Source organism: Peribacillus sp. B65 (assembly GCF_058513295.1).
Window position 1 is genome coordinate 253,821 of the sequence record NZ_CP195840.1, and the last position, 24,421, is coordinate 278,241.

The 24,421-nt window shown below is 40.7% G+C and carries 25 protein-coding genes and 2 other annotated features; of the genes, 5 read left to right on the forward strand and 20 right to left on the reverse strand.

Annotated elements, in window-relative coordinates; translation table 11 throughout:
- Positions 1 to 19 precede the first annotated feature (19 nt).
- Positions 20 to 1,867, reverse strand: a complete 1,848-nt coding sequence (gene typA / locus ACSR9O_RS01255; protein WP_048684521.1) for a translational GTPase TypA — start codon at positions 1,865 to 1,867, stop codon at positions 20 to 22.
- Positions 1,868 to 1,991: 124 nt separating this feature from the next.
- Here typA and ACSR9O_RS01260 point away from each other — a divergent pair, with 124 nt between their 5' ends.
- Positions 1,992 to 2,174: a YlaF family protein gene (locus tag ACSR9O_RS01260; protein ID WP_034314013.1), complete on the forward strand. Its 183-nt coding sequence runs from the start codon at positions 1,992 to 1,994 to the stop codon at positions 2,172 to 2,174.
- 112 nt (positions 2,175 to 2,286) lie between these two features.
- Here the strand turns inward: ACSR9O_RS01260 and ACSR9O_RS01265 are convergent, their stop codons facing one another.
- Together ACSR9O_RS01265 and ACSR9O_RS01270 are read right to left on the reverse strand one after the other, a co-directional pair.
- Complete coding sequence (locus tag ACSR9O_RS01265) at positions 2,287 to 3,090, reverse strand: inositol monophosphatase family protein (RefSeq protein ID WP_402941692.1); 804 nt, start codon at positions 3,088 to 3,090, stop codon at positions 2,287 to 2,289.
- A gap of 410 nt (positions 3,091 to 3,500) precedes the next feature.
- Positions 3,501 to 3,698 carry a YkzI domain-containing protein gene (locus ACSR9O_RS01270; RefSeq protein ID WP_034314018.1) on the reverse strand — a complete coding sequence of 66 codons (198 nt, stop codon included), beginning with the start codon at positions 3,696 to 3,698 and terminating at the stop codon, positions 3,501 to 3,503.
- A 194-nt stretch (positions 3,699 to 3,892) separates the two neighbouring features.
- Between ACSR9O_RS01270 and ACSR9O_RS01275 the strand changes: the two genes are divergently transcribed.
- On the forward strand, positions 3,893 to 4,513 hold the full coding sequence (locus ACSR9O_RS01275; RefSeq protein ID WP_427574009.1) for a YktB family protein: 621 nt from the start codon (positions 3,893 to 3,895) through the stop codon (positions 4,511 to 4,513).
- A gap of 192 nt (positions 4,514 to 4,705) precedes the next feature.
- On the opposite strand, the gene trpA is transcribed toward ACSR9O_RS01275, so the two are convergent.
- The 9 genes from trpA to ACSR9O_RS01320 all read right to left on the reverse strand — a co-directional run bounded on the left by trpA (position 4,706) and on the right by ACSR9O_RS01320 (position 13,169).
- Positions 4,706 to 5,485 (reverse strand): tryptophan synthase subunit alpha, encoded by a 780-nt coding sequence (trpA, locus tag ACSR9O_RS01280; protein WP_230177581.1) that lies wholly within the window; start codon positions 5,483 to 5,485, stop codon positions 4,706 to 4,708.
- Complete coding sequence (trpB, locus tag ACSR9O_RS01285; RefSeq protein WP_230177582.1) at positions 5,478 to 6,683, reverse strand: tryptophan synthase subunit beta; 1,206 nt, start codon at positions 6,681 to 6,683, stop codon at positions 5,478 to 5,480. The genes trpA and trpB overlap by 8 nt, the downstream gene beginning before the upstream one ends.
- Positions 6,684 to 6,687: 4 nt before the next feature.
- Positions 6,688 to 7,302 (reverse strand): phosphoribosylanthranilate isomerase, encoded by a 615-nt coding sequence (locus ACSR9O_RS01290; protein ID WP_202190636.1) that lies wholly within the window; start codon positions 7,300 to 7,302, stop codon positions 6,688 to 6,690.
- A gap of 10 nt (positions 7,303 to 7,312) precedes the next feature.
- Positions 7,313 to 8,089 carry an indole-3-glycerol phosphate synthase TrpC gene (gene trpC, locus ACSR9O_RS01295; RefSeq protein WP_491723805.1) on the reverse strand — a complete coding sequence of 259 codons (777 nt, stop codon included), beginning with the start codon at positions 8,087 to 8,089 and terminating at the stop codon, positions 7,313 to 7,315.
- Positions 8,089 to 9,111, reverse strand: a complete 1,023-nt coding sequence (gene trpD, locus ACSR9O_RS01300; protein ID WP_230177585.1) for an anthranilate phosphoribosyltransferase — start codon at positions 9,109 to 9,111, stop codon at positions 8,089 to 8,091. Before trpD ends, trpC begins: the two co-directional genes overlap by 1 nt.
- A 27-nt stretch (positions 9,112 to 9,138) precedes the next feature.
- Complete coding sequence (locus ACSR9O_RS01305; RefSeq protein ID WP_491723806.1) at positions 9,139 to 9,744, reverse strand: anthranilate synthase component II; 606 nt, start codon at positions 9,742 to 9,744, stop codon at positions 9,139 to 9,141.
- Positions 9,741 to 11,135, reverse strand: a complete 1,395-nt coding sequence (gene trpE / locus ACSR9O_RS01310; RefSeq protein WP_101224541.1) for an anthranilate synthase component I — start codon at positions 11,133 to 11,135, stop codon at positions 9,741 to 9,743. The genes ACSR9O_RS01305 and trpE overlap by 4 nt, the downstream gene beginning before the upstream one ends.
- A 170-nt stretch (positions 11,136 to 11,305) precedes the next feature.
- Positions 11,306 to 11,542 (reverse strand) — a binding site (T-box leader).
- Between the two features lie 35 nt (positions 11,543 to 11,577).
- Positions 11,578 to 11,808: a binding site (T-box leader), on the reverse strand.
- 69 nt (positions 11,809 to 11,877) lie between these two features.
- Positions 11,878 to 12,153, reverse strand: coding sequence for a UPF0223 family protein (locus ACSR9O_RS01315; protein WP_063596342.1), 276 nt, complete (start codon positions 12,151 to 12,153; stop codon positions 11,878 to 11,880).
- Between the two features lie 56 nt (positions 12,154 to 12,209).
- Entirely contained in the window at positions 12,210 to 13,169 is a 960-nt protein-coding gene (locus ACSR9O_RS01320; protein WP_101224540.1) for an NAD(P)H-dependent flavin oxidoreductase, read from the reverse strand.
- Between the two features lie 412 nt (positions 13,170 to 13,581).
- Between ACSR9O_RS01320 and ACSR9O_RS01325 the strand changes: the two genes are divergently transcribed.
- Positions 13,582 to 15,039, forward strand: coding sequence for an aminotransferase class I/II-fold pyridoxal phosphate-dependent enzyme (locus ACSR9O_RS01325; protein ID WP_101224539.1), 1,458 nt, complete (start codon positions 13,582 to 13,584; stop codon positions 15,037 to 15,039).
- Between the two features lie 145 nt (positions 15,040 to 15,184).
- Here the strand turns inward: ACSR9O_RS01325 and ACSR9O_RS01330 are convergent, their stop codons facing one another.
- A complete protein-coding gene (locus tag ACSR9O_RS01330; protein WP_072272684.1) occupies positions 15,185 to 15,310 on the reverse strand; it encodes a GapA-binding peptide SR1P in 126 nt (41 codons plus the stop codon).
- Between the two features lie 376 nt (positions 15,311 to 15,686).
- Between ACSR9O_RS01330 and ACSR9O_RS01335 the strand changes: the two genes are divergently transcribed.
- Positions 15,687 to 16,121 (forward strand): DUF1885 family protein, encoded by a 435-nt coding sequence (locus ACSR9O_RS01335; protein WP_230177589.1) that lies wholly within the window; start codon positions 15,687 to 15,689, stop codon positions 16,119 to 16,121.
- 27 nt (positions 16,122 to 16,148) lie between these two features.
- On the opposite strand, the gene ACSR9O_RS01340 is transcribed toward ACSR9O_RS01335, so the two are convergent.
- The 7 genes from ACSR9O_RS01340 to ACSR9O_RS01370 form a co-directional block, all read right to left on the reverse strand.
- Positions 16,149 to 16,976: a polysaccharide deacetylase family protein gene (locus ACSR9O_RS01340; protein WP_491723807.1), complete on the reverse strand. Its 828-nt coding sequence runs from the start codon at positions 16,974 to 16,976 to the stop codon at positions 16,149 to 16,151.
- A gap of 44 nt (positions 16,977 to 17,020) precedes the next feature.
- The gene (locus ACSR9O_RS01345) at positions 17,021 to 17,278 is read right to left on the reverse strand and encodes a hypothetical protein (protein ID WP_306804763.1); all 258 of its coding nucleotides are present in this window, start codon (positions 17,276 to 17,278) and stop codon (positions 17,021 to 17,023) included.
- A gap of 274 nt (positions 17,279 to 17,552) precedes the next feature.
- Positions 17,553 to 18,965 carry a dihydrolipoyl dehydrogenase gene (lpdA, locus tag ACSR9O_RS01350; protein WP_101224536.1) on the reverse strand — a complete coding sequence of 471 codons (1,413 nt, stop codon included), beginning with the start codon at positions 18,963 to 18,965 and terminating at the stop codon, positions 17,553 to 17,555.
- 3 nt (positions 18,966 to 18,968) lie between these two features.
- Positions 18,969 to 20,327, reverse strand: coding sequence for a dihydrolipoamide acetyltransferase family protein (locus ACSR9O_RS01355; RefSeq protein ID WP_101224535.1), 1,359 nt, complete (start codon positions 20,325 to 20,327; stop codon positions 18,969 to 18,971).
- Between the two features lie 120 nt (positions 20,328 to 20,447).
- The gene (locus ACSR9O_RS01360) at positions 20,448 to 21,425 is read right to left on the reverse strand and encodes an alpha-ketoacid dehydrogenase subunit beta (protein WP_034314063.1); all 978 of its coding nucleotides are present in this window, start codon (positions 21,423 to 21,425) and stop codon (positions 20,448 to 20,450) included.
- A 3-nt stretch (positions 21,426 to 21,428) separates the two neighbouring features.
- Positions 21,429 to 22,544 carry a pyruvate dehydrogenase (acetyl-transferring) E1 component subunit alpha gene (gene pdhA / locus ACSR9O_RS01365; RefSeq protein WP_101224534.1) on the reverse strand — a complete coding sequence of 372 codons (1,116 nt, stop codon included), beginning with the start codon at positions 22,542 to 22,544 and terminating at the stop codon, positions 21,429 to 21,431.
- A gap of 644 nt (positions 22,545 to 23,188) precedes the next feature.
- Entirely contained in the window at positions 23,189 to 23,848 is a 660-nt protein-coding gene (locus tag ACSR9O_RS01370) for a YkyA family protein (RefSeq protein ID WP_157831113.1), read from the reverse strand.
- A 214-nt stretch (positions 23,849 to 24,062) separates the two neighbouring features.
- Here ACSR9O_RS01370 and ACSR9O_RS01375 point away from each other — a divergent pair, with 214 nt between their 5' ends.
- Positions 24,063 to 24,218 (forward strand): YjcZ family sporulation protein, encoded by a 156-nt coding sequence (locus tag ACSR9O_RS01375; RefSeq protein ID WP_063231991.1) that lies wholly within the window; start codon positions 24,063 to 24,065, stop codon positions 24,216 to 24,218.
- Positions 24,219 to 24,421: the final 203 nt, after the last annotated feature.

A 24,421-nucleotide genomic window follows, 5' to 3' on the forward strand; every position in this document is an offset into this window, starting at 1 on the left:
TTTCTCCTCCTCTTGCTATTTATTTTTCTTCAACAGCAACTTTTTTTCTTTTAGCTGCTCTTTCACGCTCGTTTTTATCTAGAATTTTTTTACGAAGACGGATTGAATCCGGAGTTACTTCACAGTACTCGTCATCGTTCAAATATTCCAGAGCTTCTTCAAGGGACATGATTCTTGGTTTTTTCATGGAAGAAGTTTGGTCTTTATTTGCTGAACGCATATTTGTCATTTGTTTCGCTTTAACGATATTAACTGTCAAATCGCTATCACGGTTATGTTCCCCGACGATCATGCCTTCGTAAATATCCGTACCTGGCTCAACGAAAATAACACCGCGGTCTTCTACTTGCATAATACCATATTGTGTAGTTTTTCCTGATTCCATGGATACAAGTACACCTTGACGTCTTCCGCCGACTTGACCTTGGGCCATTGGTTGGTAGCTGTCAAATGAATGGTTCATGATACCATATCCGCGTGTAATCGTTAAGAACTCAGTTGAATAGCCAATAAGTCCGCGAGCTGGGATCGTGAACAGTAAACGAACTTGACCGCTTCCGCTGTTGATCATATCCAATAATTCACCTTTACGGGCTCCCATTGATTCCATGATCGAACCAGTGTGCTCCTCAGGTACGTCGATTTGTACACGTTCAACCGGCTCACAACGGACACCATCAATCAAACGAACGATAACTTCCGGTTTAGAAACTTGCAGTTCATAACCTTCACGTCTCATGTTTTCGATCAGGATGGAAAGGTGAAGCTCCCCACGACCTGAAACAATCCAGACATCCGGAGAATCAGTATTTTCGACTCTTAAGCTGACATCAGTCTGCAATTGGTTTCTCAAACGCTCTTCAATTTTACGAGCTGTAACGAATTTACCTTCACGGCCTGCGAATGGGCTGTTATTTACAAGGAAAGTCATTTGTAATGTTGGCTCGTCAATACGCAGGATAGGTAGAGCTTCAGGGTGTTCAGTCGGACAAACTGTTTCCCCTACGTTAATATCCTCCATACCAGAAACGGCAATCAAATCACCGGCAACAGCTTCTTGGATTTCAACTTTCTTCAAGCCGATATAACCAAAGATTTTCGTTACACGGAATTGTTTAACCTTCCCATCAAGTTTCATTAATGAAACTTGTTGACCTACATGCATTTTACCGCGGAATACACGGCCAACGCCAATACGTCCTACATAATCATTATAGTCAAGTAAAGCCACTTGGAATTGAAGCGGTTCATCTGAGTTATCGATTGGTGCAGGGATCGTTTCAACGATTGTTTCGAAAAGTGGGGTCATGTCTTCTTCTTGTTTAGCAGGATCTGAATCCAAGCTTGCAGTACCAGCAATACCTGAAGTGAAGACAACTGGGAAGTCTAATTGTTCTTCTTCAGCTCCTAGCTCGATGAATAAGTCAATTACTTCATCGACCACTTCATTTGGACGAGCAGAATCTTTATCGATTTTGTTCACGACAACGATTGGCGTGATCTTTTGTTCCAATGCTTTTTTCAACACGAAGCGAGTTTGCGGCATACAGCCTTCATATGCATCAACAACAAGAAGAACGCCATCAACCATTTTCATGATCCGTTCCACTTCACCACCAAAGTCGGCATGACCAGGTGTATCCAAAATATTGATCCTTGTATCTTGGTATTGAACTGCTGTATTTTTCGCAAGAATCGTAATTCCGCGTTCTTTTTCAATCGCATTAGAATCCATCGCACGTTCTTCCACATGTTCATTTTCACGGAAAGTACCAGATTGCTTAAGCAACTGATCCACTAACGTTGTTTTACCATGGTCAACGTGGGCAATGATGGCTATATTACGAATATTTTCTCTTAATTTCAAAAAATTCACTCCTAAAAAAGTTTGTGTATAACGTATCACTAGTATTAACTTACATATTATATCACAAACATACTAGAAACAAATACAGAAATTATGTACAATAGATATATTAGGGGTGATATTAATGAACATTAAATGGAATTTCTTAATATTAGCGGTATTGGCAACATCCAGCATTGGCTCCATTGGCATCTTCATTGCTGAAAAAAGCTTGATTGGAATATTGGCTGCAATCGTTATTCTTTGCGGAATAATGGGGTTCGGTTTCACTCAGAAGAAGAAATTACGCGAAGCCGGGAAATTATAATATAAAAAAAACTCGCTGACATACAGCGAGTTTTTTTGTTAATTATTTCAAAATGAGTATTTGATTCCATCCGTGCAAGATATTTATCCTGTATGCAATAAGGCCCTTGATGCTAACGGCTGGAGTTTCCTGACAAGTATTTATCGAATACTTCTTTGTGAAGCCCGGGTTTAGATACGAAAAGTGAGTCGCCTTCTAAATAATTCAATTTGTCACCTTTAATATTACTAACTTCCCCGCCCACTTCCTCAACCAGCAAAACTCCCCCGGCAAAGTCCCAAGGCATGAGTCTCATGGTAATGTATGCATCAATCCTTCCAGCTGCCACGAATGCCAGCTCCAATGCTGCCGAGCCATAAGAACGTGTCCCTCTTGCATCCCGAACCAGCGGTGCCAAAAGACTCGGGTCAATCCTCCGGTTTTCCGTTACCCAGCTAGCATTAATGGAAATGATCGCTTTGCTTACTGATGCCTCTTCAAGTGATGGGAGCCTTTGATCATTCAGAAATGCTCCCTGCCCCTTGACCGCATGATATAATTCATCACTGAAGACATCATAAACCATGCCAATCTTTCCAATGCCATCCACATAAACCCCTAGAGAAATTGCAAAATTCCGCTGTTGATGAATGAAATTCAAAGTTCCATCAATTGGATCGATGATCCACACCGTACCTTTTAGGTCTTTAATATCATGGCCCATTCCCTCTTCGCCAAAAATGCGGTGTTCAGGAAAGACTTCGCCGATTTTTTCGCAAAAAAACTTTTCTATCCCCTTATCCATATTAGTGACCAAATCATTCGGATTCGTTTTCATTTCAATATTCAACTTGGTTTTAAAGGACGCCCTAAGCCTAGTACCCGCTTCTTTCATCCATAACTTAGCATATGTATCCATTTCCTTGACCGATGCCATTATAATATCCCCGTCCTTTATGATCAGAAACTACATTAAAATGATCCACTTCTAAAGATTAAAGCAAATATAGCTTGCCTTCAAGTTTTTAACATCTTAAATTTTCCATTTTTTAAAAACATATGTGGAAAGAAGGTTCCTTGACCATCCATCCATTAATCGGTTTCGCAATAAAGAGTTAGCCCGCGGAAATACTTTTCAAACCACTTTACCTTAACGTCTCCCTTCCTTATTAAATGGGACCGAACCAAAATAAAATACCCACCTTATATATTTTGGACATTTAATGAAAAACGGACACAATATTTTTTATAAAATAAAGTGTCCGTTCATCTATAATAAAATTCCTTGTATTGAAATTGATTCATTTCCTTTATTCATTCTCCTTCAAGATCTCTGCAGCCAATCATTTACAAGGCTTTCAGTTTTAACAATTCCAAGCGGATACGTTCAAGCCTTTGCTTGCATTGTGACCTCTTTTGGTCATTCTCTTCACCAATTGCTTCAAAAAGGGTTGCTAATTCATAGTCCATTTCCATTCTTAACACTGCAGCTCTATGTCTTTCAACTTCTTTAGCTTTTAATGCTTGGTTCATGACTTGTTTCATAATTAACATTCTCCCTTCATCAATTAACGTAATTTTCTGAATTTATATTATCATATGATTTCCTACAACAAATAGCAACTAATTTGTGCTTTAACCTATAAGTAATTTTACATCGCCAACCCAAATCGTATTTTTTAAATTTTACTTTTACTTATGCTACAATATGTGCAGATATTACGGTAGGAGAGATGAAAATGAATATAGCAAGTTTTACAGCAAGTGATTTTGATGTTTTTAAAATTGATGGATTGGAATCCCGCATGGATGCTTTAAAAGAACGGATCCAGCCCAAATTACAAGCCCTAGGAGAGCACTTTTCTCAAAAACTGTCAGTTATGACCGGCGATGAAATGTACCCTCACGTTGCAAAGCATGCTAGACGGACAGTGAATCCACCTAATGATACATGGGTTGCCTTCGCTGCCAACAGCAGAGGATATAAAATGATGCCGCATTTCCAAATCGGTTTATGGGAAACGCATATGTTCATCTGGTATGCCGTCATTTATGAAGCCCCTAATAAAACGGAAATCGGAAAGCATCTGGAGCAGCAGGCAGACCGATTGGTGAATAGCATTCCCTCCCATTATGTTTGGTCAATGGACCATACAAAACCTGATGTCATCCATCATGAAGGTCTTGGAGTAGATGATTTGAATTCAATGTTCACTCGTTTGCAAACGGTAAAGAAAGCCGAAATTCTATGCGGTATAAAAATTTCCCGTGATGACGCCATAAAGTTAAAAGATGATGATTTCATTAAAACCATTCAAGATGCGTTTGAACATCTTTTACCCTTATATAAATTAAATTAAACACATTTGATTTGTATTCGGATCCAACAAAAAACCGGTTAAGATAAAAGGAGAGCCTTAAGGCTCTCCTCAGACTGTAGGCAAACTCGATCATTATAGAGTTTGTCTACAGTTTTTTTAGGTTTTTAAAATATGACCGTTGCCTCCAGACACTCTCTTTCAGCAGCGGGCAGCCTGGGAGTCTCTCCATTCCTATTTTTGCACTACCCCTTTACTTGCTTGTATCAAGTCACTAATTTGATCTTCCTTACCTGTTTCGAAGCAATCGATGATCTTGCTGCCGACTATGACACCATCGCAGTATTGTATAGCATCACGTACATGATTTGGCGTTGATATGCCGAACCCAGCAAGAACGGGAACCGGACTTATCTCTTTTACCTTCTTTAAATAGCCTCCAAGTTCTTCCCCAAAGGCGTCACGGGCACCTGTAATCCCTTTGACTGTAACTGCGTAGATAAAACCCTCCGCCCCTGCGGTAATCTCAGTGATACGCTCTTTCGATGACGTGAGTGTCACAAGGCGGATAAGAACGATTCCTGCTGTTTTGATTGATGAAAAGATAGCTTCTTCTTCAATCGGTAAATCGGGGATGATGCACCCGGAAATCCCTGCTTGTAGACAATCATTGGTAAACTCTTTAAGTCCATATGCAAGGATTGAATTCGTATATCCCATTAAAATAATTGGGATGGTCACATCATTTTTGATTTCCATTACTTTTTTCAGGACATCTTTTAAAGTTGTTCCATTTTCCAAAGAACGGATGCCAGCTTGTTGGATAACAGGTCCATCTGCGACAGGGTCAGAGAATGGGATACCTAGTTCAACAGCAGTCGCCCCGCTGTTTTCAAGGAAAAGAAGCTGGCTCTTTAACCGTTCAAGACCTCCATCTCCTGCCATAATATATGGGATGAATGCTTTTTCCTGTTTTGTTTGACATTCTTGAAGCGCGTTTGTTAATTTATTCATGTTTACTACCTCCCATCAACGATTGGACCGTTTCAACATCCTTATCACCACGGCCGGACAGGCAAATCACCAGTCCTGTTCCTTTCTCCATTTCTTTAGCAAGCTTTAAACCGTAGGAAATCGCATGTGAACTTTCTAAAGCAGGGATGATCCCTTCCTCCCTTGAAAGCAACGTTAGAGCTTCTAAGGCTTCCGCATCGGTTACCGAAGTATATTCCACCCGATTTGTATCTTTTAAGTAACTATGTTCAGGCCCTACCCCTGGATAATCCAGCCCTGCTGAAATTGAATGCGCCTCTTGGATCTGACCGTCCTCGTTCTGCAACACATACATGAATGCCCCGTGGAGCACCCCAGGTTTCCCCTTCGTCAAACTTGAAGCATGCAATGGCGTTTCAAGTCCATGCCCTGCCGCTTCCACTCCGTATAATTTTACCGTTTCATCCTCAATGAAGGGATAAAACATTCCCATTGCATTACTTCCTCCGCCTATGCAAGCGACTACTGCATCCGGCAGGGAATGTACCGCCTCCGAATATTGACGCTTTGTTTCATTTCCTATCACGCTTTGAAAATCACGAACTATAACGGGGAATGGATGCGGTCCAAGAACCGATCCCATTATATAATGGGTGTCATCCACATTCGCCACCCAATATCGTAACGCCTCATTCACAGCATCCTTCAGTGTCCCGCTTCCTTGTGAAACAGATATGACCTTGGCTCCCAAAAGCTCCATCCTGAATACATTTAATTTCTGTCTCCTGATATCTTCTTCTCCCATAAAGATGATGCATTCCAACTTCAGCAATGCACACACAGTCGCCGTTGCTACCCCATGCTGTCCTGCACCCGTTTCGGCAATCACCTTTTTCTTGCCCATTTTCTGAGTCAGCAAAGCTTGACCGATCGTATTATTTATTTTGTGGGCCCCAGTATGATTCAGGTCTTCGCGCTTCAGGTAAATATTTGCACCACCAGCCAGTCTCGTTAAGTTCTCCGCAAAATAAAGTGGTGTTTCCCGACCGATATATTGTTTCAGGTAATAGCTTAGCTGACTTTGGAATTCAGGATCATTTTTAGATTGTTCATATACTTCTTCAAGCTCCGTAATCGCCGCCATTAAAGTTTCCGGAACGAAACGGCCTCCATATGCTCCAAAATGTCCAGTTTTATCAGGCTGTGTATAAGTGTTCATCTATTCATTCCTCTTTTCCGGCTGTATATTTTGCCTCATTAATAAATGCTTTTATTTTTGCAGCATCTTTTAATCCGTTTGTTTCAACACCACTGGCTACGTCAACTGCGAACGGTGATACGGCATCAATCGCTTTTCCGACATTTTCCGGAGTCAGCCCACCCGCTAGAATCACCTTCCCCAGTGGCAGTTCCGCTTTTCTTATCATTTCCCAATCCAAAGTCAATCCCTTTCCAGATGAACTCTTAGGAAGATCAACTAATAGATAATCTGCTGGGTATTCATGAAGGTTTTCAAGGTCTTTCTCTGAATTGACGGCAAAGGCCTTGATCACCGGTAAGGGCATTCTGCGGGCGAAGCTGGCAGACTCGTTACCGTGAAGCTGAATATAATCCAATCCTGCAATTTCGGCATTTTTTATCACTTCTTGTTCAGTTTGATTGGCAAACACTCCGACTTTTTTAACATGTCCAGCTAGTTTGGCTCCGAATTCTCCCACTATCTCTGGCTCAACCTTCCTGCTGCTCTCGGCAAAAATGAAACCAATGAAGTCTGCCCCTGATTCAACAGCAGTCTGAGCGGCAGCCAATGTCTTTATCCCACAGATTTTCACTAACATATTAATCTCCTTATATACTCATTTGCAGTTCAGCCATCGTGTGCGGAAGATTTGATGCAGTCATCAGCGTCTCCCCGACTAAAATCGCTTTTGCACCAGCTTCCTTCACACGCATCACGTCTTCTTTTGTCTTGATCCCACTTTCACTGATAATGATATGGCGTGTTGGATCAAGTAACTTTGCCAGTCGTTCAGTTACAGCCAAATCCACTTTGAAAGTCTTTAAATTCCGATTATTGATCCCTATGAGCTCTGCATTCAGCTGGAGAGCCTGTTTTAGTTCGGCTTCATCATGGACTTCCGTCAATACTTCAAGCCCACTCTTTTTTGCATATTGATATAATTCATGAAGTCGTTCTTTAGAAAGTGCTGCCACAATCAATAGAATGATAGTTGCACCAGCTTGATGGGCACGATCGATTTGGATTTCATCGATGATGAAATCTTTGCACAGCCTGGGAATCCGTATGGCCCCGCTTACGTTTCTCAAATCTGCAATTGATCCTTTAAAGAAAACCTCATCCGTCAATACGGATATCGCTGCCGCTCCGCCGCTTTCATATGAAAGGGCCTGTTCGATCGGATTAACATTGATTTTAATGTCCCCTTTTGAAGGGGAAGCCCGTTTTATTTCCGCGATAACAGCCATCGATTTCGCCGTTTTCAAATGATCCACCAAAGATGGTCTGACTATGTTGACCATGACCGAATCACCTAAGCCCCTTTCTTTTAAATTTGCGACTTCCACCTTTTTCTGTTCGATGATTTTCGTTAAAATATTTTCCATTACATGACCACCTTATTTCTATTGCCATAAGCAATCAGATTTTCTAACTTTGCAAGAGCCGATCCGCTATCAAGGCTTTCCTTGGCCATAGAGATTCCTGTTTTGATCGTTGCTGCCGTTCCATGTGCGAATAATCCCAATCCAGCATTCAATAAAACGGTATCACGATAGGCCCCTTTTTCCCCCTTGAGAAGCCTGAGCATGATATCGGCATTTTGTTTGGCGTCACCGCCGCGAATGGCATCATTTCCATAAACCGGAAGATCCACTTCTTCAGGATGCAGCGTAAATGGGATAATATCCCCCTGCTCCAATAGCACGAGTGAATTTTCACCCTGCAGGCTCGCTTCATCCATGAATCCGGCACCATTTATCACTACCGCGCGTTTCCTGCCTAATTTATGCAGGACTTCCGCAAAAAGCTCGAGCATATCGCGTCGATTGATTCCCATTAATTGCGTATCGAGTTGGACTGGATTCGTTAAAGGTCCGATGAGATTAAATATCGTCGGGATTTTCAGCTCTTTTCTCACTTTCATTATCCGTGCAATATTAGGGTGGACCGATGGGGCAAATAAGAATGCGATCCCATTTACCTCCAACAGTTCTTTTAACATGTCTGGCTCCAAGTACAAATTAACACCTAGCTCTTCCAATACATCCGCACTGCCCGTTTTGCTTGAAATGCTACGGTTTCCATGTTTTGCAACCTTGACACCGGCACCTGCCAGCACGAAGGCCGATGCTGTACTTATATTGAAGCTTTGTGATCCATCTCCTCCCGTTCCGCAATTATCCATTACATTAAGGGAGCTTGTTTGAACACTTCTTGCTTCTTTTCTCATGACCCTGACAAGGCTCGCTATTTCACCTGCCGTTTCCCCTTTGGATTTTAGGGCAATGATGAATGCTGCCATTTCGCTTTCGGTGATATCTTTAGAAAATAACGATTGGGCTGCTCTGCTCATCTCTTCTTCCGTCAATGTTTGACGCTCTGCTAACTTCGCTAAATATTCCTTCACCGCTAACTCCCCCAGTCGTTTTTTGTTTTATAAAATGGATTGTTGCTTCTTTGATTGAAAGGTTCCGGCAATCTCATAAAATTGATGTAATAATTCCTTGCCGATTTTCGTCCCTATAGATTCAGGGTGGAACTGTAAACCGTAGAGCGGGAATTCCTGATGTTTCAGGGCCATGATTTCCCCATCATCCAGTGCTACTGCCGTCACAGTCAGTTCGTCTGGTAAACTCGCCCTTTCAACAACAAGGGAATGATAACGCATTACATGGAATTGTAAGTCCTGTTTAGCAAATACACCTGTTCCATCATGTTCGATTACCGATGTTTTCCCATGCATGATTTGTTTCGCTCCAACCACATTCGCACCAAAAACTGCACCAATGGCCTGATGCCCCAGACAAATGCCTAAAAGCGGAACCTTCTCATAGAAATTGCGGATGATCTCCATACTGATACCAGCATCTTCCGGCCTGCCGGGTCCCGGGGAAATGACGATTGCCATTGGATTCAGTTCCTCAATTTCCGCAAGGGTGATTTCGTCATTCCTTTTCACTACGATTTCTTTTTCCACTTCCCCTAAATATTGATAAAGGTTGTAAGTGAACGAGTCATAATTATCAATTAATAAAATCATTTAGTGTGAACCTCCATTAAAGCGCGTGCTTTATTTTGTGTTTCTTCATATTCCGTTTTGGGATCTGAATCATATACAATTCCAGCCCCTGCCTGTACATAGGCCTTGCCATCTTTAATGATCATCGTCCGAATGGCTAAAGCCATATCAAGATCCCCTCCAAAACCTATGTAGCCTATCGAGCCCGAATACATCCCCCGTTTACAATTTTCAAGTTCATTGATCAGCTCCATTGCCCTGATTTTAGGAGCACCTGAAACTGTTCCGGCAGGGAGGCAGACCGTAAGGGCATCTAAACTCGTGTACCCTTCCCTAAGCTTTCCGCTAACCTTCGAAGCAATATGCATGACGTGCTGATATCTTTGAATTTCCATTTCCTCAGTAAGGTGGATTGAACCGATTTCGCAAACCCTGCCAAGATCATTTCTACCTAAATCAACAAGCATCTTATGCTCGGCAAGTTCCTTTTCATCCATCAGCAGGCTTTTTTCGAAGCCCTTATCTTCTTCATCCGTTTTCCCTCTCGGCCGTGTGCCGGCGATGGGATTAACATGAACCATTCCTGATGAAACACTGATTAAACTTTCTGGAGACGACCCAATGATTGTATAATCGCCAAATTCTATATAAAACATATACGGAGACGGGTTGGCTAATCGCAAACGTCGGTAAGCATCGAAGGGCTCCCCATCGAAGTCCGCTTTAAACCTTTGTGATAAAACGACTTGGAACACTTCACCAGCTACAATCGCCGCTTTGACTTCAAGGACCATTTTCTCGAATTCATCCTGACTGAAATTCGAATCGAATTCCAAATATTCCGACGATATTTCCTTTGACGGCTTGCTTGCCTGATTGATTTTTCCCTTCATCTCCAATAAACTTTTTTCACTATCTTCTTCCGCAGTCAATAGATGGATTTTCTGCAGAACATGATCGAATATATACAATTCTTTATAAAAAAGAAAATGAGCATCAGGCATTTGCAGAGAATCAGGAGGAACCGGACCTATATTTTCATATAGACGAATGATATCATAGCCCATATATCCGATTGCGCCGCCGTTAAAAGGAGGAAGATTTATGGGAGCCTCTCCTATTTCCACTAATAATTCGTTTTTTAGAAACTCGATGATATTGATGTTCTTTACGATTTGGTCACCTGTTTCGGTGTCTTTTACATATACTTGGTCAGCAAGTGATGTCACCTCCAAGTACGGTTTTGAACCTAGATAAGAGTAGCGGCCGTTGTCATGATGCGAATTTGAACTTTCCAATAAAAACTTTTGGTCACCATCCAATTTCTGAAATATGGCAATGGGTGTGTGGATATCCCCTTCAATTGTGTCCATTTTAAAACGGAGTATTTTTTTTTCATCCAAATTATTCATCTCAATTCCCTCCCGATTCTTATACGTTTTTTGTAAACCTCCGAAGGGAAAACCCTTTTGGCCAAGTGCCGGAGTTTTCAGTTCCTCTGGATATTTTTTGATGCTTCTCTAAAAGGTATATATATTGAAATTCCAATAAAAAAATCCCCCGCAAACACAAATATGTGTCTGCAGAGGACGGTATACCGCGGTGCCACCTCAAGTTGGAAAAATGCATCATTTTTCCCTCTCAAGCAAGAATGAAAAATTCTTGCGATTACCCTTTAACGGTGGCAGCCGAGTTTCCCTACTTATTTCAAGAAACCACTCATAAGTCCATTCATCTTCTTATATCGTACCGGTTTCCACCTTTTCCGGCTCTCTGTGACGCATCTAAAAAGATTACTACTCTCATTCATAGATTTAATTATCATTTCCAAAAAAACGCAAAAAGGGCCCTCATCCAAAGGACGAGGAACCCGTGGTACCACCTTAATTAGCTAAATTAGCTCACTTTACGGCATTAACATGCCTATCTCCATTAACGATGAGATAATCGCCAAAGCCTACTCCGTTCATCCGTTTCGGTTTGGGGCTCGGAAGTCCATTCGCTTAAATTCGTTCACCAGTTTTCAGCAACCACTGGCTCTCTGCAGAACATCATTAAGGTACTCTTCTTCGTCACTGCCTTTATCTTTTTCTTGTTTATTATGTTAAAACAATCTTTTCAGTAAGTCAATGGAGTTTTCTAAAAATTATATTTTTAATTTTTCATTTTTATCCATTCTCCGTCATCGATTCCTTTTGCCTTCTTTATAACAAGATAGGCTGAATAGGTGCTGACTGACTCGAACTCATCCGTATACTTTTTTTCATCTGCCTTACCGGGGACTATTTCCTTGAACCTTCGGTAAGCCTTCATGAATTCTTCCTTTTGTATTTTATTTTCATAAGCCTTTTCTACCGCTTCGAAGAATTTAATCACATCTACGATTTCGTCGGTAGACCAATCAAGATCCATTGGATATTGATAATCCATACCCTAAACACGCTCCTTCTGGATAGTTTTTCATGTTGTCCGGCAGACCATTAATATCAGTCTGCCCATTTTGAACGAATTGCTTCCGCCTGGTCGATAATCCGACTGAATAGTTCAGCAGTCGATGGTACATCATGTATCAGCCCCATCACTTGTCCAGCCCAGGCAAAGCCTTCAGCCTCAATACCGTCATGGATATAACGCTGGTTCGCTTTTCCACTTATGTAATCCTTCAATTGTTCATATCCGCCGTTTTCTTTTTCTATATCAAGGATCTTATCGGTCCAGCTGTTAGCAATTACCCTTGCTGGTGCACCAATGGACCGCTTGATGATAACGGTATCATTTTCCGTGCCGGAAACCAAGGCATTTTTATATAATTCATGTGCATGAACACATTCCTTGACTGCTATGAATCTTGTCCCCATCTCGATTCCTTCTGCACCAAGTGCCATTGCTGCCATCAAACCGCGTCCATCTCCAAAACCACCCGAGGCGATGACTGGAATTTTAACGGAGTCCACAACTTGAGGAATTAACACAGAAGTTCCAATATCATCACGGCCTAAATGTCCTCCTCCCTCCTGACCAACCACCATCACTGCATCTGCCCCAAGCTGTTCAGCCTTCATTGCCTGCCTTCTTGCAGCAACAAGCACGAGTTTTTTAACCTGGGTGCCATTGACGTAATCAAGAAATGGGCCAGGATTGCCGCCGGTTACGGAAACAGCTGCTATATCCTCTTTCAAAGCTGCTTCCAGCATGTGTTCATAAGGCCTTCCATGCTGACCGATTGCAAAGTTCACACCAAATGGTTTATCCGTCAATGATTTCGTTTTTCTAATTTCATCTACCAATTGCTCCGGGTTGTCCAAGGACATGGCCGTTACCTGCCCTAGCCCCCCTGCATTCGATACTGCCGCAGCCAGGTCTGCATATGCCAAATGAGCCAATCCCCCTTGTACGATTGGGTATTGAATGCCTAATAAATCGGTCACACGCGTTTTCCACTTCAAACTCCTCATCTCCCTTTTCATTCTGGTCGTTTGTTTATTTAGCTGAATGATCATTAGCTTCATTATGGCAAATATTGTTTACCCGTTCAATTTTTAAACTCACACATACAAATTAATAAAAGAAGAATTCTTGAGTAAATCCAGTAAATACTAGGAAAATGGACATTTATAAACTGCAGATAATTTTATTGAGCCCTTAACAACAAAGTCATATATAAATTGATTAAGTCAGGACATTAAAGTCACTCTAGGCATTTATTATAAGACGTGCTATAATTCATATGTTTTATGTCTATCCACAAGCTTACAAACCATTTGAATGGAATCGGAGAAACATACGATCGTTAATAGAAAGGGAGTATATGCTCCCAAATATTTCGTACCTATTTTATTGAAAAGGGGCCACAAAGAATTGTCACAGAATGAAACACCCTTATACACTGCCTTATTGCAGCATGCAAAAAGAAATCCCGTTCAATTTCATATTCCAGGTCATAAAAAAGGAAAAGGAATGGACGCTGATTTCCGTAATTTCATTGGAGAAAATGCATTGTCCATAGATTTAATCAATATCGCTCCACTCGATGATCTCCATCAGCCAAAAGGGATCATTAAACAAGCTCAGGATCTTGCCGCTGAAGCTTTTGGGGCAGATCACACCTTCTTTTCCGTTCAAGGAACAAGTGGAGCAATCATGACGATGGTCATGACAGTATGCGGACCTGGGGACAAAATCATCGTTCCAAGGAATGTACATAAATCCGTAATGTCTGCCATTGTATTTTCTGGAGCCGTTCCCATTTTCATCACTCCTGAAATAGACAAAGATTTGGGCATATCACACGGTATCACCGTCGAGGCCGTTGAAAAAACTTTAAGCGAACATAGCGATGCAAAAGGATTGCTTGTCATCAACCCCACTTATTTCGGCATTTCGGCTGATTTGCAGAAAATAGTGGAAGTGGCTCATTCCCACCAAATCCCAGTACTCGTAGATGAAGCGCATGGTGTCCATATTCACTTCCACGAAGACTTGCCGATGTCAGCCATGCAAGCTGGAGCAGATATGGCTGCAACCAGTGTTCATAAACTGGGAGGTTCACTGACGGGAAGTTCCATATTAAATGTTAAGACTGGATTGGTTTCCGCAAATCGTGTTCAAGCCATATTGAGCATGCTCACAACCACCTCAACCTCCTATATCCTTCTGGCTTCACTGGATACGGCTAGAAGACAACTTGCGACGGTAGGAAGGAAAATGGTCGATGAAGCGATCAATCTCGCAGGGTATATCCGTGAGGCCGTTAATGAGATTCCTTATCTATACTGTGTTGGCAGCGAAATTCTCGAGAGTAAGGCAGCATATAGTTATGATCCGACTAAATTGATCATATCCATTAAGGAATTGAATATCACCGGATACGACGTTGAAAAATGGCTTCGTGAAAAGCATAATATCGAAGTGGAACTTTCTGACTTGTACAATATCCTTTGCCTGATAACACCTGGAGACTCAAAAACAGAAGCGGATCTGCTGATCGCTGCACTTAGAGACTTATCGGATGAGTTTAAGGAAATGGCTGCTGAACATGAAAAAATTGAAGTCCTGCTTCCTGATACACCACCACTGGCTTTATCACCCAGGGAGGCATTTTATGCAGAAACCGAAGTGGTGCCCATTGAGGAATCGGTCGGCAAAATCAGCGCTGAATTCATCATGGTTTACCCGCCTGGAATCCCGATCTTCATTCCAGGTGAATTGATTACTGAAGATAATATCAATTACATCCGGAAAAACATCGAGGCCGGCCTTCCTGTTCAAGGCCCAGAAGACCCAGAAATAAAATATTTACGCATTATTAAGAATTGATCGATTCCATCAAACCAGGGCAGAGTACTGCTCTGGTTTTTTTGAACCTTTTATTATTAAGCACTGGCTTCTATAAAAAGGGTGCTCCAGGTTACAATCCTGAAACACCCTTAAATTCTATTAATCTTGAAAACCTTTTTTCGATTTATTTTTCAGAGGCAGCTGTATCACAGCTTTGGCAGTTGTGATTATGTGTATATAGTACACTTACTTTTTCATCTTCAAAATGTTCAATCGTGCTATTGCAAGTTTGACATACGATAGTTCCCATTTTTACAACCCCTTCCCCTATATTGTATGCATCAATGACGTAATGTAACCGCTTTACATGAATTATAATATAACACATTTATTATTTCAAGCTAAAAAGTATAACATATATACTTTTTCCCATTTAATGAAACCTCATGTTGGATTAAATCGATTTCAATCGTTCGTTAGACATATTCTTTTTTATTAATACACGAGATTTTTTTATAAACGAAGGGCCCCCTGTAGCTGCTTTTACATATTTCATCACACGCCTTGCTTCAGCATAGCAAGGTGAAAAAGGAATTTCGCCTTTTCATTTACATATAGATAAGTATATAATACATCCATAAAATGTTAATATATTCTTACATTCTATCTATTTAAGGGGGATCCACATGACTGAAAATGCCTATATCAAACTTGTTCCTGAGTCCGCGAAAGGGACTGTAACCATCGAAGACGTGAAAGAATTACTGAACTATTATCGAATGATCACAGCGAAAACCGGAAAGCAGCTGGATTGGGACTACGATAAGAAGGCATTTCCTTATGAAATGAAAGAACCGGAAAGAATGAAAGATAAGGCAATATACCTCCAATCCAAAGAAGATCGATATCACATGATATTGATAGGCGTCGACCAAGAGGTCGTTAAGGATGAAGATGGATCTGAGCGGATTCAATCCTATATCCAATTCACCCTCCCTGAAACAGCCACTTTCGGTGATAAGGGAAAAGCAAATGAATTGTGCAAGTTCCTTGCAAAGAAATTACGGGCACAGCTTCACCTCTTCAATAAACGGGTGATGTATTATTATCCAAGGAAATAAAAAAAACCTGCAGATGCCGAAATTGGCTCATGCAGGCGTTTCAATTAATTTTGGATCAAGGATCTCATAACCTTTCTTTTGAAAACCTTTCACGATATCCTCTATCGCTTCACTCGTCCATTTCCGGTCATGCATCAGTAAGTTCGCGCCATTTCCTAAATAAGGGCTGTTCAACATGATTTCCGGTAAAGCTTTTTTATCCTGATACTCTTTTTCCCAGTCATATCCGTATGTCCAGTTCATGACCAACATTTTTTCTTTCTCAGCGACTTTTTTTGAATGCTCGGTATTCGATCCAAATGGCGCCCTGAAGTACTTAGGGCGTACCCCTGTAATGCCCTCAACCAAATTGTTCAATTTTATGATTTCCCGCTCCTGTTCCTTTTCGGTCAACTCTTTTAAATTCACATGGGAATAAGTATGATTGCCGATAGAAAAACCCATTTCATGAATTTCTTTTAACATTGCTTTATTTTTATCATTTTCAAGAAAGTGACCGTTCACGAAAAATATTGCAGGTACTTTAAGTCGCTTCAGGGTTTGGGCGATTGCCAGGGAATATTTATCAGGTGCATCATCAAATGTTAACAACACAACTTTCGGATTTGCATCCCCATTGGGTTTAAATGACCAATTCTCTTTATCCACCCGATATTTTGCCTTTACATTCCTTTCGCCAATTGTTTTTGACGTTTCTTTTTTCAAATCTTTCTCTTGATGGCTTTCATCTTGGATCGTTGTTGCCGTTTCAACACTTTTTTGATTCTCATTTTCAGTTTGACCGAAACTCGGATCATTACAAGCCATCAACAAAAATGATACAAATGTAAATATTGCTACTACTTTGTTAATCATGACTCCTCCGTGGTTGCTTGTGTCATTGCGGCTTACTTAAAAATTCAATAAACGGGTACCAGCGTTTCTAAAAGGATTTGTAAAATCCCGTAACATAATAGACTTATCACGGTAACAAGCATGGTTCGTCTATTGGATTTTAAAATCATCTTTCCAATATAGATGGCTAAATAGGAAAAGACCAGAAACATGAATACTTTAAAAACGAATCGATCGTTAACAGACAGCCATTCAACTAATGTATACCCGCTCCAAACGATTAGTTGAAAGAGGATTACCAGATAGTTTTTCAAGTGATCCACCTCATTTTAATATGAATATATCAGCCATGATCTTTTTATTGGCAAAAAATATTCGTATAGCAAATCGCTCATCTTATTTTTTATCCTCTATTAACTTTTTCAAACCCTTTCAAGGAAAAAAGTAAGAAGTCCTTTTTATAGCTTATGCCCTTTTTGTCCTTTTCATTTAACAAGTGTGAAGAAAATCATGAATGGCCAGTAAACCTTCATTTTTGTATATCAAATCAATACAAAAAAAAGCGTACTGCATTAGCAGTACGCTTTTATAAAACAATTATTTAATGATGTGAATAGGAGTTCCAAGGGCAACTTCAGCAGCTTCCATTGTGATTTCCCCTAAAGTTGGATGTGCATGGATTGTCATTGCAATATCTTCGGCAGTCATTCCTGCTTCGATAGCCAAACCAAGTTCTGCAATCATATCAGAAGCGTTTGGTCCTGCAATTTGTGCTCCAATAACCAATCCGTCTTCTTTGCGAGTGATAAGCTTCACAAATCCGTCCGTATTATTTAAGGAAAGAGCACGTCCATTTGCAGCGAATGGGAATTTGGAAGCAAGCGCTTCGATTCCAGCTTCCTTCGCTTCTTTTTCATTGTAACCGACAGAAGCAAGTTCCGGTTCAGAGAATACAACAGCCGGAATAGCAAGATAGTCGATTTCAGATGAATGTCCTGCAATGGCTTCAGCTGCAATTTTACCTTCATAAGAAGCTTTATGAGCCAACTGAGGTCCAGAAACGATATCACCGATTGCGTAAATGTTTTTCACGCTTGTACGGCATTGTTTATCCGTTTCGATCAAACCGCGGTCAGTCATTTTGATTCCGACTTGTTCCAGGCCGATTTCTGCAGTATTTGGACGACGTCCAACTGTTACTAAAACGTAATCGGCTTCAACTTTTTTCTCTTCGCCTTTTACTTCATAAGTAACTGTAACGCCTGTTTCAGTTTCTTCCACGCCTTTAGCATTAGCTTTAGTTACAATTTCAGCACCTTTGTTTTTAAGGTTACGCTTAACAAGTGCTGCCATTTGTTTTTCAAAGCCTGCAGAAAGGATTTCTTCCGTACCTTCAAGGATGGTCACTTTAGTGCCAAAGCTAGCGAATGCTCCGCCTAGCTCAGTTCCAATGTAACCTCCGCCGATTACAACGATCGAACTTGGAACTTCTTCCAAAGCAAGAGCGCCAGTTGAATTAAGTACACGTTTCGTATATTTAAATGACGGAATCTCGATTGGCGATGAACCAGTGGCGATGATTGCGTTTTTAAATGTATATGTTTGGGCTGAGTCTTCATTCATAACACGGATGCTGTTTTCATCAACGAAATAAGCTTCGCCAGTTACAACATCAACATTATTACCTTTTAACAGGCTGCTTACACCGCCTGTTAATTTTTTTACAACAGAACCTTTCCAAGCTTGTACTTTAGAAAAATCAACAGTAACCTTTTCTGCAAAGATACCCATATCTTCTGAATGCTGAGCTTCATGGAAACGGTGTCCAGCCGAAATCAAAGCTTTCGATGGGATACAGCCTACATTCAAACAAACTCCGCCGATTGTTCCTTTTTCAACGACCGTTACTTTCTGTCCAAGCTGCGCTGCGCGAATTGCGGCAACATATCCCCCTGGGCCTGAACCGATTACTAAAGTATCTGTTTCGATTGGAAAATCTCCTACTACCATTGTTTACGCCTCCATTAACAATAATTCTGGGTCGTTCAATAACTTTTTGATATGATTCAATGCATGTTGAGCTGTTGCTCCATCAATCATGCGGTGATCAAAGCTCAGTGATAATGCCAGAACTGGAGCGGCGATAATTTCCCCGTCGCGTACAATTGCTTTTTCGGCAATGCGTCCAATCCCTAGAATGGCAACTTCTGGATGATTGATTACAGGTGTGAACCATTGACCGCCTGCGGAACCGATATTCGTAATGGAGCAAGAAGCACCTTTCATTTCGTTAGGAGCCAATTTGCCGTCACGGGCTTTTGTCGCTAATTCGTTAATTTCTTGTGAAATAGCAAAAGTTGATTTACGATCTGCATCTTTTACAACTGGAACGAGCAGTCCTTTATCTGTGTCTGCCGCAATTCCGATATTGTAATAGTGTTTATGGATAATCTCACTAGCTTCATCATCAAATGATGTGTTAAGCATAGGGAATTCACGTAATGCACTTGTTAACGCTTTAACAACATAAGGTAGGAATGTAAGCTTGATTCCTTTTTCTGCAGCAATTTCCTTGAATTTCTTACGGTGAGCAACCAATAGCGTCACATCGACTTCATCCATTAATGTTACATGCGGAGCTGTCTGCTTGGATTTAACCATTGCTTTTGCGATCGCTTTTCTCATACCGCTCATTTTCTCGCGAGTTTCAGGATATTGCCCTTCTGGAATTGAAACTTTTTGTTTTTCGGTTGTTTCCGTATCATTTTGTTGTGAAGCTTCACTTTGAGCTGCTGGTTGCTGTGGAGCTGTTTTGCCGTTTTTGAAAGCATCTATGTCTTCTTTCATGATGCGGCCGTTATCCCCAGAACCAGAGATCTCGCGAATGTTTACCCCTTGTTCGCGTGCATATTTCCTGACAGAAGGCATGGCGATAATACGTCGTGAAGGATCTGCCTCAACCTGTGGTTGTGCTCCTGCGCCCGTTACTCCGCTATTTTCTTGAACCGGAGCAGCCTCTTTCTTGACTTCCTGTCCAGCTTCAGCAGTTGCTTGAACCTGGGCCTCCGTATTCTTCTCGCCTTCTGCCTTCGCTTCTTCTCCATGATCCCCTTTAAACTGAAGATTTTCATAACCTGGAGCATCGAATGTTACAAGTACATCGCCAACAACGGCAACCGTTCCTTCTTGTACAAGGATTTCTTCAACGGTACCTTCCACCGGTGATGGGATTTCAACGACGGCCTTATCGTTTTGAACCTCGCAAAGCACGTCATCCTCTTGAATCTTATCTCCTGGTTTTACAAACCATTTCACTATTTCACCTTCGTGTATACCTTCTCCGATATCAGGGAGTCTAAATTGGAATGCCACTGAGTTCAACCTCCTATATTAAATCATACTTAGTGCTTTGAATAAAGTCCTTTATCTTGCATTACCGTTAATGCAAAACTACTTTCCCAAGCAGGACATTCATTCCATTACTTAAGATTGTTAAAACTTCAAGACTTTAGTCGCCGTTTCAATAATGTCTTTATAATTAGGGAGCCATACTGTTTCAGCTTGTGAAAACGGGAATACCGTATCAGCTGCCGCCACTCGCAGTACTGGAGCATCCAAGCTCAAAATGGCACGTTCGTTAATTTCCGCTACAACATTCGCTGCTATACCAGCTTGCTTTTGTGCTTCTTGAACAACGATAGCGCGTCCTGTTTTTTCTACAGAAGCAATGATTGTATCGATATCCAATGGAGATACAGTACGTAAGTCGACCACTTCGACGGAATGACCATCCTTAGCCAATTCCTCAGCTGCCTTGATGGATTCCTGCACCATCGCACCATACGTAATAATGGATAAATCCGTTCCTTCTCTTTTCACATCCGCTTTTCCTAATGGAATTGTATATTCTTCTTCAGGAACTTCCTGACGGAAAGAGCGGTACAATTTCATGTGCTCAAGGAAAATGACAGGGTCATTATCACGAATCGCAGAAATCAATAAGCCTTTTGCATCGTAAGGAGTGGAAGGGATAACTACTTTTAACCCTGGTTGCTGAGCCATTAAACCTTCTAAGCTATCAGCATGCATTTCCGGTGTATGCACTCCTCCTCCAAAAGGTGAGCGAATTGTAACAGGTGCACTGTAACGTCCGCCTGAACGGTAGCGCATACGAGCAAGCTGACCGCTTACGGAATCCATTACTTCATATACAAATCCGAAGAATTGAATTTCAGGAACAGGACGGAAACCTTGTAAAGAAAGACCGACCGCTAATCCACCGATTCCAGATTCAGCAAGAGGTGTATCGAATACACGATCTTCACCGAATTCTTTTTGAAGATTTTCCGTTGCACGGAAAACCCCTCCATTAAGACCAACATCTTCCCCAAAAACGAGTACATTCTCGTCATTTTTAAGTTCTGTACGTAATGCTTCTGTAATTGCTTGAATCATCGTCAATTGAGCCATGGCTTACTTCGACTCCTTCTCTTTATAAATTTCATATTGTTCTTTTAAGTTATAAGGCATTTCTTCATACATGTTTTCAATTAGGTCTGTAACCTTTTGTTTAGGTTCTGCATCAGCCAATTTGATTGCTTCTTTAATATCGTCTTTTGCTTTTTCTATCGTTTCGTTTTCTAATTCTTCATTCCAAAGCTTTTTGTTTTCCAAGAACTTGCGGAAACGAACCAATGGATCTTTCAGTTCCCACTCGTTATCCATTTCGGAAGTACGGTAACGTGTCGGGTCATCCCCAGCCATCGTATGCGGACCATAACGGTAAGTTAATGTTTCAATCAATGTAGGGCCTTCACCATTGATTGCACGTTCACGTGCTTCTTTAACGGCTGTATAAACGGCCAACGCATCCATACCATCAACCTGGATTCCAGGAATACCTGCAGCCACACCCTTTTGAGCCAATGTTTTAGCTGCTGATTGCAAATCAACCGGTGTCGAGATCGCGAAACGGTTATTTTGCACGATGAAGATAGCTGGCGCTTTAAATGCACCTGCAAAGTTAATTCCCTCATAGAAGTCACCTTGTGAGGTTCCACCGTCACCCGTATATGTAACGGCAACAGCTTTTTTCCCGCGTTTCTTCAACCCAAGAGCCACTCCGGCAGCTTGGATATATTGAGCGCCGATAATGATTTGAGGGGAAATGACATTGACGTCTTCAGGAATTTGATTTCCTTTAAAGTGTCCCCGGGAGAATAAGAATGCTTGCCAAAGCGGCAGACCATGCCAAACGATTTGCGGAACATCACGGTAACCAGGCAGAATGAAATCTTCTTTTTCCAAAGCATACTGGGAAGCGATTTGAGACGCTTCTTGACCGGCAGTCGGTGCATAGAAACCTAATCTGCCTTGGCGGTTCAGTGATATGGAACGTTGATCCAAGATACGTGTATAAACCATACGACGCATTAATTCTTGCAATTGTTCATCACTTAATTCAGGCATAGCCGCTTCATTAACGACTTCTCCCTCTTCATTTAAAATTTGAAAAGTTTCAAATTGTTCTTCTACTTTTTTAAGCTGATCTTGAACATTAATTTTAGCTTGCTTAGTTTTTTGAGCCATTTGGCACCTCATCCTTTCATTAAAAAGGTTTGCTATTATTATTCTATAAAGCAAAAAAAGTTTGCTTTTTAGTTTCTTCCACAATGCATTCTTTTATTTTCCCCTTAAGACCAATCCCTCAAACGTGGATATGCTTAATATGTCTCAATCTTATTCTGTACCATAAAAAAAATCAAGGAAAATGATACAAGAATTTTTATAGATTAAGTTTACAAGATGAATTAACATCAAGTCAATCACTTGGAGTTCCTTATAATTTTGATTTAATACAATTTCCAGCACTCATACTTCTTCTCTGTATTAGTTTTCACTTTACAACTGTACTATTAAAATTCACGTCTTTATCGATTTAAGGTTGGCGAAGGATAACATTTCAATTCCCCCGCATATCCCATCGATTCCAAAACCGCTTTAACTAAAGGCATTAGAGGCATCGGAATAATATTCCAAAAAAATGTTCAAACGCTTTCATATAACGCTGCTGTTAGATTTTTAATTATCGATTTTTTTTAGTACAGGTATAAAAGCTCACATCAATCCGGTTACACAAAAAAAGATCATTCTAGAAATTTTCAGTCCATAATCGGACTGGATGGAATAAAATATGGGCTGTGATTGAGGATCACAGCCCATCATTATTTATATTATTTTGTTGAATCAGCCATTTCTATGCCGGAACTATCATAAAAACTTTCTTTTTTTTGATTTGATTTTTCCGTTAATGCATTAAATTCCTCATTCGCTTTCAAAACTTTTGTATAAGAAGTATTGATTTTCTCGATTTGCACTTGTAATTCATCCATTTTCAAATCCTCTTTTTTAAACAGTTCATATAATTCACGATCATAAGCCAGACTTTGTTGATAGGCATCATATAAATTATCGTAGGTGCTATAGCGCTCACTCATGACCTTTTTCATTTCAGTAGCTTCTTTTTTTATCTTTTCATCATCTATTTTCCCGATTTGTTCGTCAATCTGATTGAATTGTTCTTTTGAGGATTGCATACTGCTTTGTTCCTTTTCAATTATTTCTTCCCTTTGGTCGATATTCTTGGTTGCTTCATCTGATAGCTCGACGATCTGTTCATAATCATCCAATCCAAGTTTAATGATTTTCTCATATTTTTCTTTTTCTTTTTTCTCCAAATCATTAAGAGGCTCTTGATTCTCGGTGAAATCACTTTCCTTTTCTGCAGTTTTCTCTAGGATTTTGTGGATTCTTTCTTCCGGCGAACCATTGAAACAACCAGTCAAAACCACTAAAGCAAGAAGTAAAATAACATATGGGCCAAAACGATTCAAAATAGACAGCTCCTTCTGATAATTCTTCGAAGATTCATATTTCCCTAAATTCCCTTATAAGCCGCTGACACTTGTTACAATAATATTCCGAACAGGTTTTTTTCATTACTGGGCGCTAGCCTACACCCTTTAAACCATACTGCATAGGCTGTAGGGACCGTTTCAAATCAGAGTGGTCAGCATTTTAATAATACAAAAACGGAGGTATGAAATTATGTATGGAGGTTCCAACCAGGAATGTTGTTATCCGGTTTCCGTTGCACCCAGCTATGGTTATGGTGATGGTGGAGGCTGCGGCTTTGGAAGCGGCTTCGCAATAATCATTGTCCTGTTCATTCTGCTAATCATTGTCGGCGCGTGTTTATGCTAAGCAGGTAATTACTATTACCTTTACCCGAAAATGTTAACTATTTACCCTGATTCACAAAAAATGATTTATTTTTTTAAATAGACCTCAACAGGCAATAAAATAATGGTTGGAATAGGAATTAATCGATTTGATTCCATTCCTTCCATTTTTCTTTAATTAGGCCATCCATTAACTTTCAGCATTTTTTTTGTTAAAATAACCCT

Bases quoted from the DNA above. Each gene is read 5' to 3' on its own strand.
- ACSR9O_RS01260 (WP_034314013.1), top strand. From the start codon at position 1,992: ATGAACATTAAATGGAATTTCTTAATATTAGCGGTATTGGCAACATCC.
- ACSR9O_RS01265 (WP_402941692.1), bottom strand. From the start codon at position 3,090: ATGGCATCGGTCAAGGAAATGGATACATATGCTAAGTTATGGATGAAA.
- ACSR9O_RS01270 (WP_034314018.1), bottom strand. From the start codon at position 3,698: ATGAAACAAGTCATGAACCAAGCATTAAAAGCTAAAGAAGTTGAAAGA.
- ACSR9O_RS01275 (WP_427574009.1), top strand. From the start codon at position 3,893: ATGAATATAGCAAGTTTTACAGCAAGTGATTTTGATGTTTTTAAAATT.
- trpA (WP_230177581.1), bottom strand. From the start codon at position 5,485: ATGAATAAATTAACAAACGCGCTTCAAGAATGTCAAACAAAACAGGAA.
- trpB (WP_230177582.1), bottom strand. From the start codon at position 6,683: ATGAACACTTATACACAGCCTGATAAAACTGGACATTTTGGAGCATAT.
- ACSR9O_RS01290 (WP_202190636.1), bottom strand. From the start codon at position 7,302: ATGTTAGTGAAAATCTGTGGGATAAAGACATTGGCTGCCGCTCAGACT.
- trpC (WP_491723805.1), bottom strand. From the start codon at position 8,089: ATGGAAAATATTTTAACGAAAATCATCGAACAGAAAAAGGTGGAAGTC.
- ACSR9O_RS01305 (WP_491723806.1), bottom strand. From the start codon at position 9,744: ATGATTTTATTAATTGATAATTATGACTCGTTCACTTACAACCTTTAT.
- trpE (WP_101224541.1), bottom strand. From the start codon at position 11,135: ATGAATAATTTGGATGAAAAAAAAATACTCCGTTTTAAAATGGACACA.
- ACSR9O_RS01315 (WP_063596342.1), bottom strand. From the start codon at position 12,153: ATGGATTATCAATATCCAATGGATCTTGATTGGTCTACCGACGAAATC.
- ACSR9O_RS01330 (WP_072272684.1), bottom strand. From the start codon at position 15,310: ATGGGAACTATCGTATGTCAAACTTGCAATAGCACGATTGAACATTTT.
- ACSR9O_RS01335 (WP_230177589.1), top strand. From the start codon at position 15,687: ATGACTGAAAATGCCTATATCAAACTTGTTCCTGAGTCCGCGAAAGGG.
- ACSR9O_RS01340 (WP_491723807.1), bottom strand. From the start codon at position 16,976: ATGATTAACAAAGTAGTAGCAATATTTACATTTGTATCATTTTTGTTG.
- lpdA (WP_101224536.1), bottom strand. From the start codon at position 18,965: ATGGTAGTAGGAGATTTTCCAATCGAAACAGATACTTTAGTAATCGGT.
- ACSR9O_RS01360 (WP_034314063.1), bottom strand. From the start codon at position 21,425: ATGGCTCAATTGACGATGATTCAAGCAATTACAGAAGCATTACGTACA.
- pdhA (WP_101224534.1), bottom strand. From the start codon at position 22,544: ATGGCTCAAAAAACTAAGCAAGCTAAAATTAATGTTCAAGATCAGCTT.
- ACSR9O_RS01375 (WP_063231991.1), top strand. From the start codon at position 24,063: ATGTATGGAGGTTCCAACCAGGAATGTTGTTATCCGGTTTCCGTTGCA.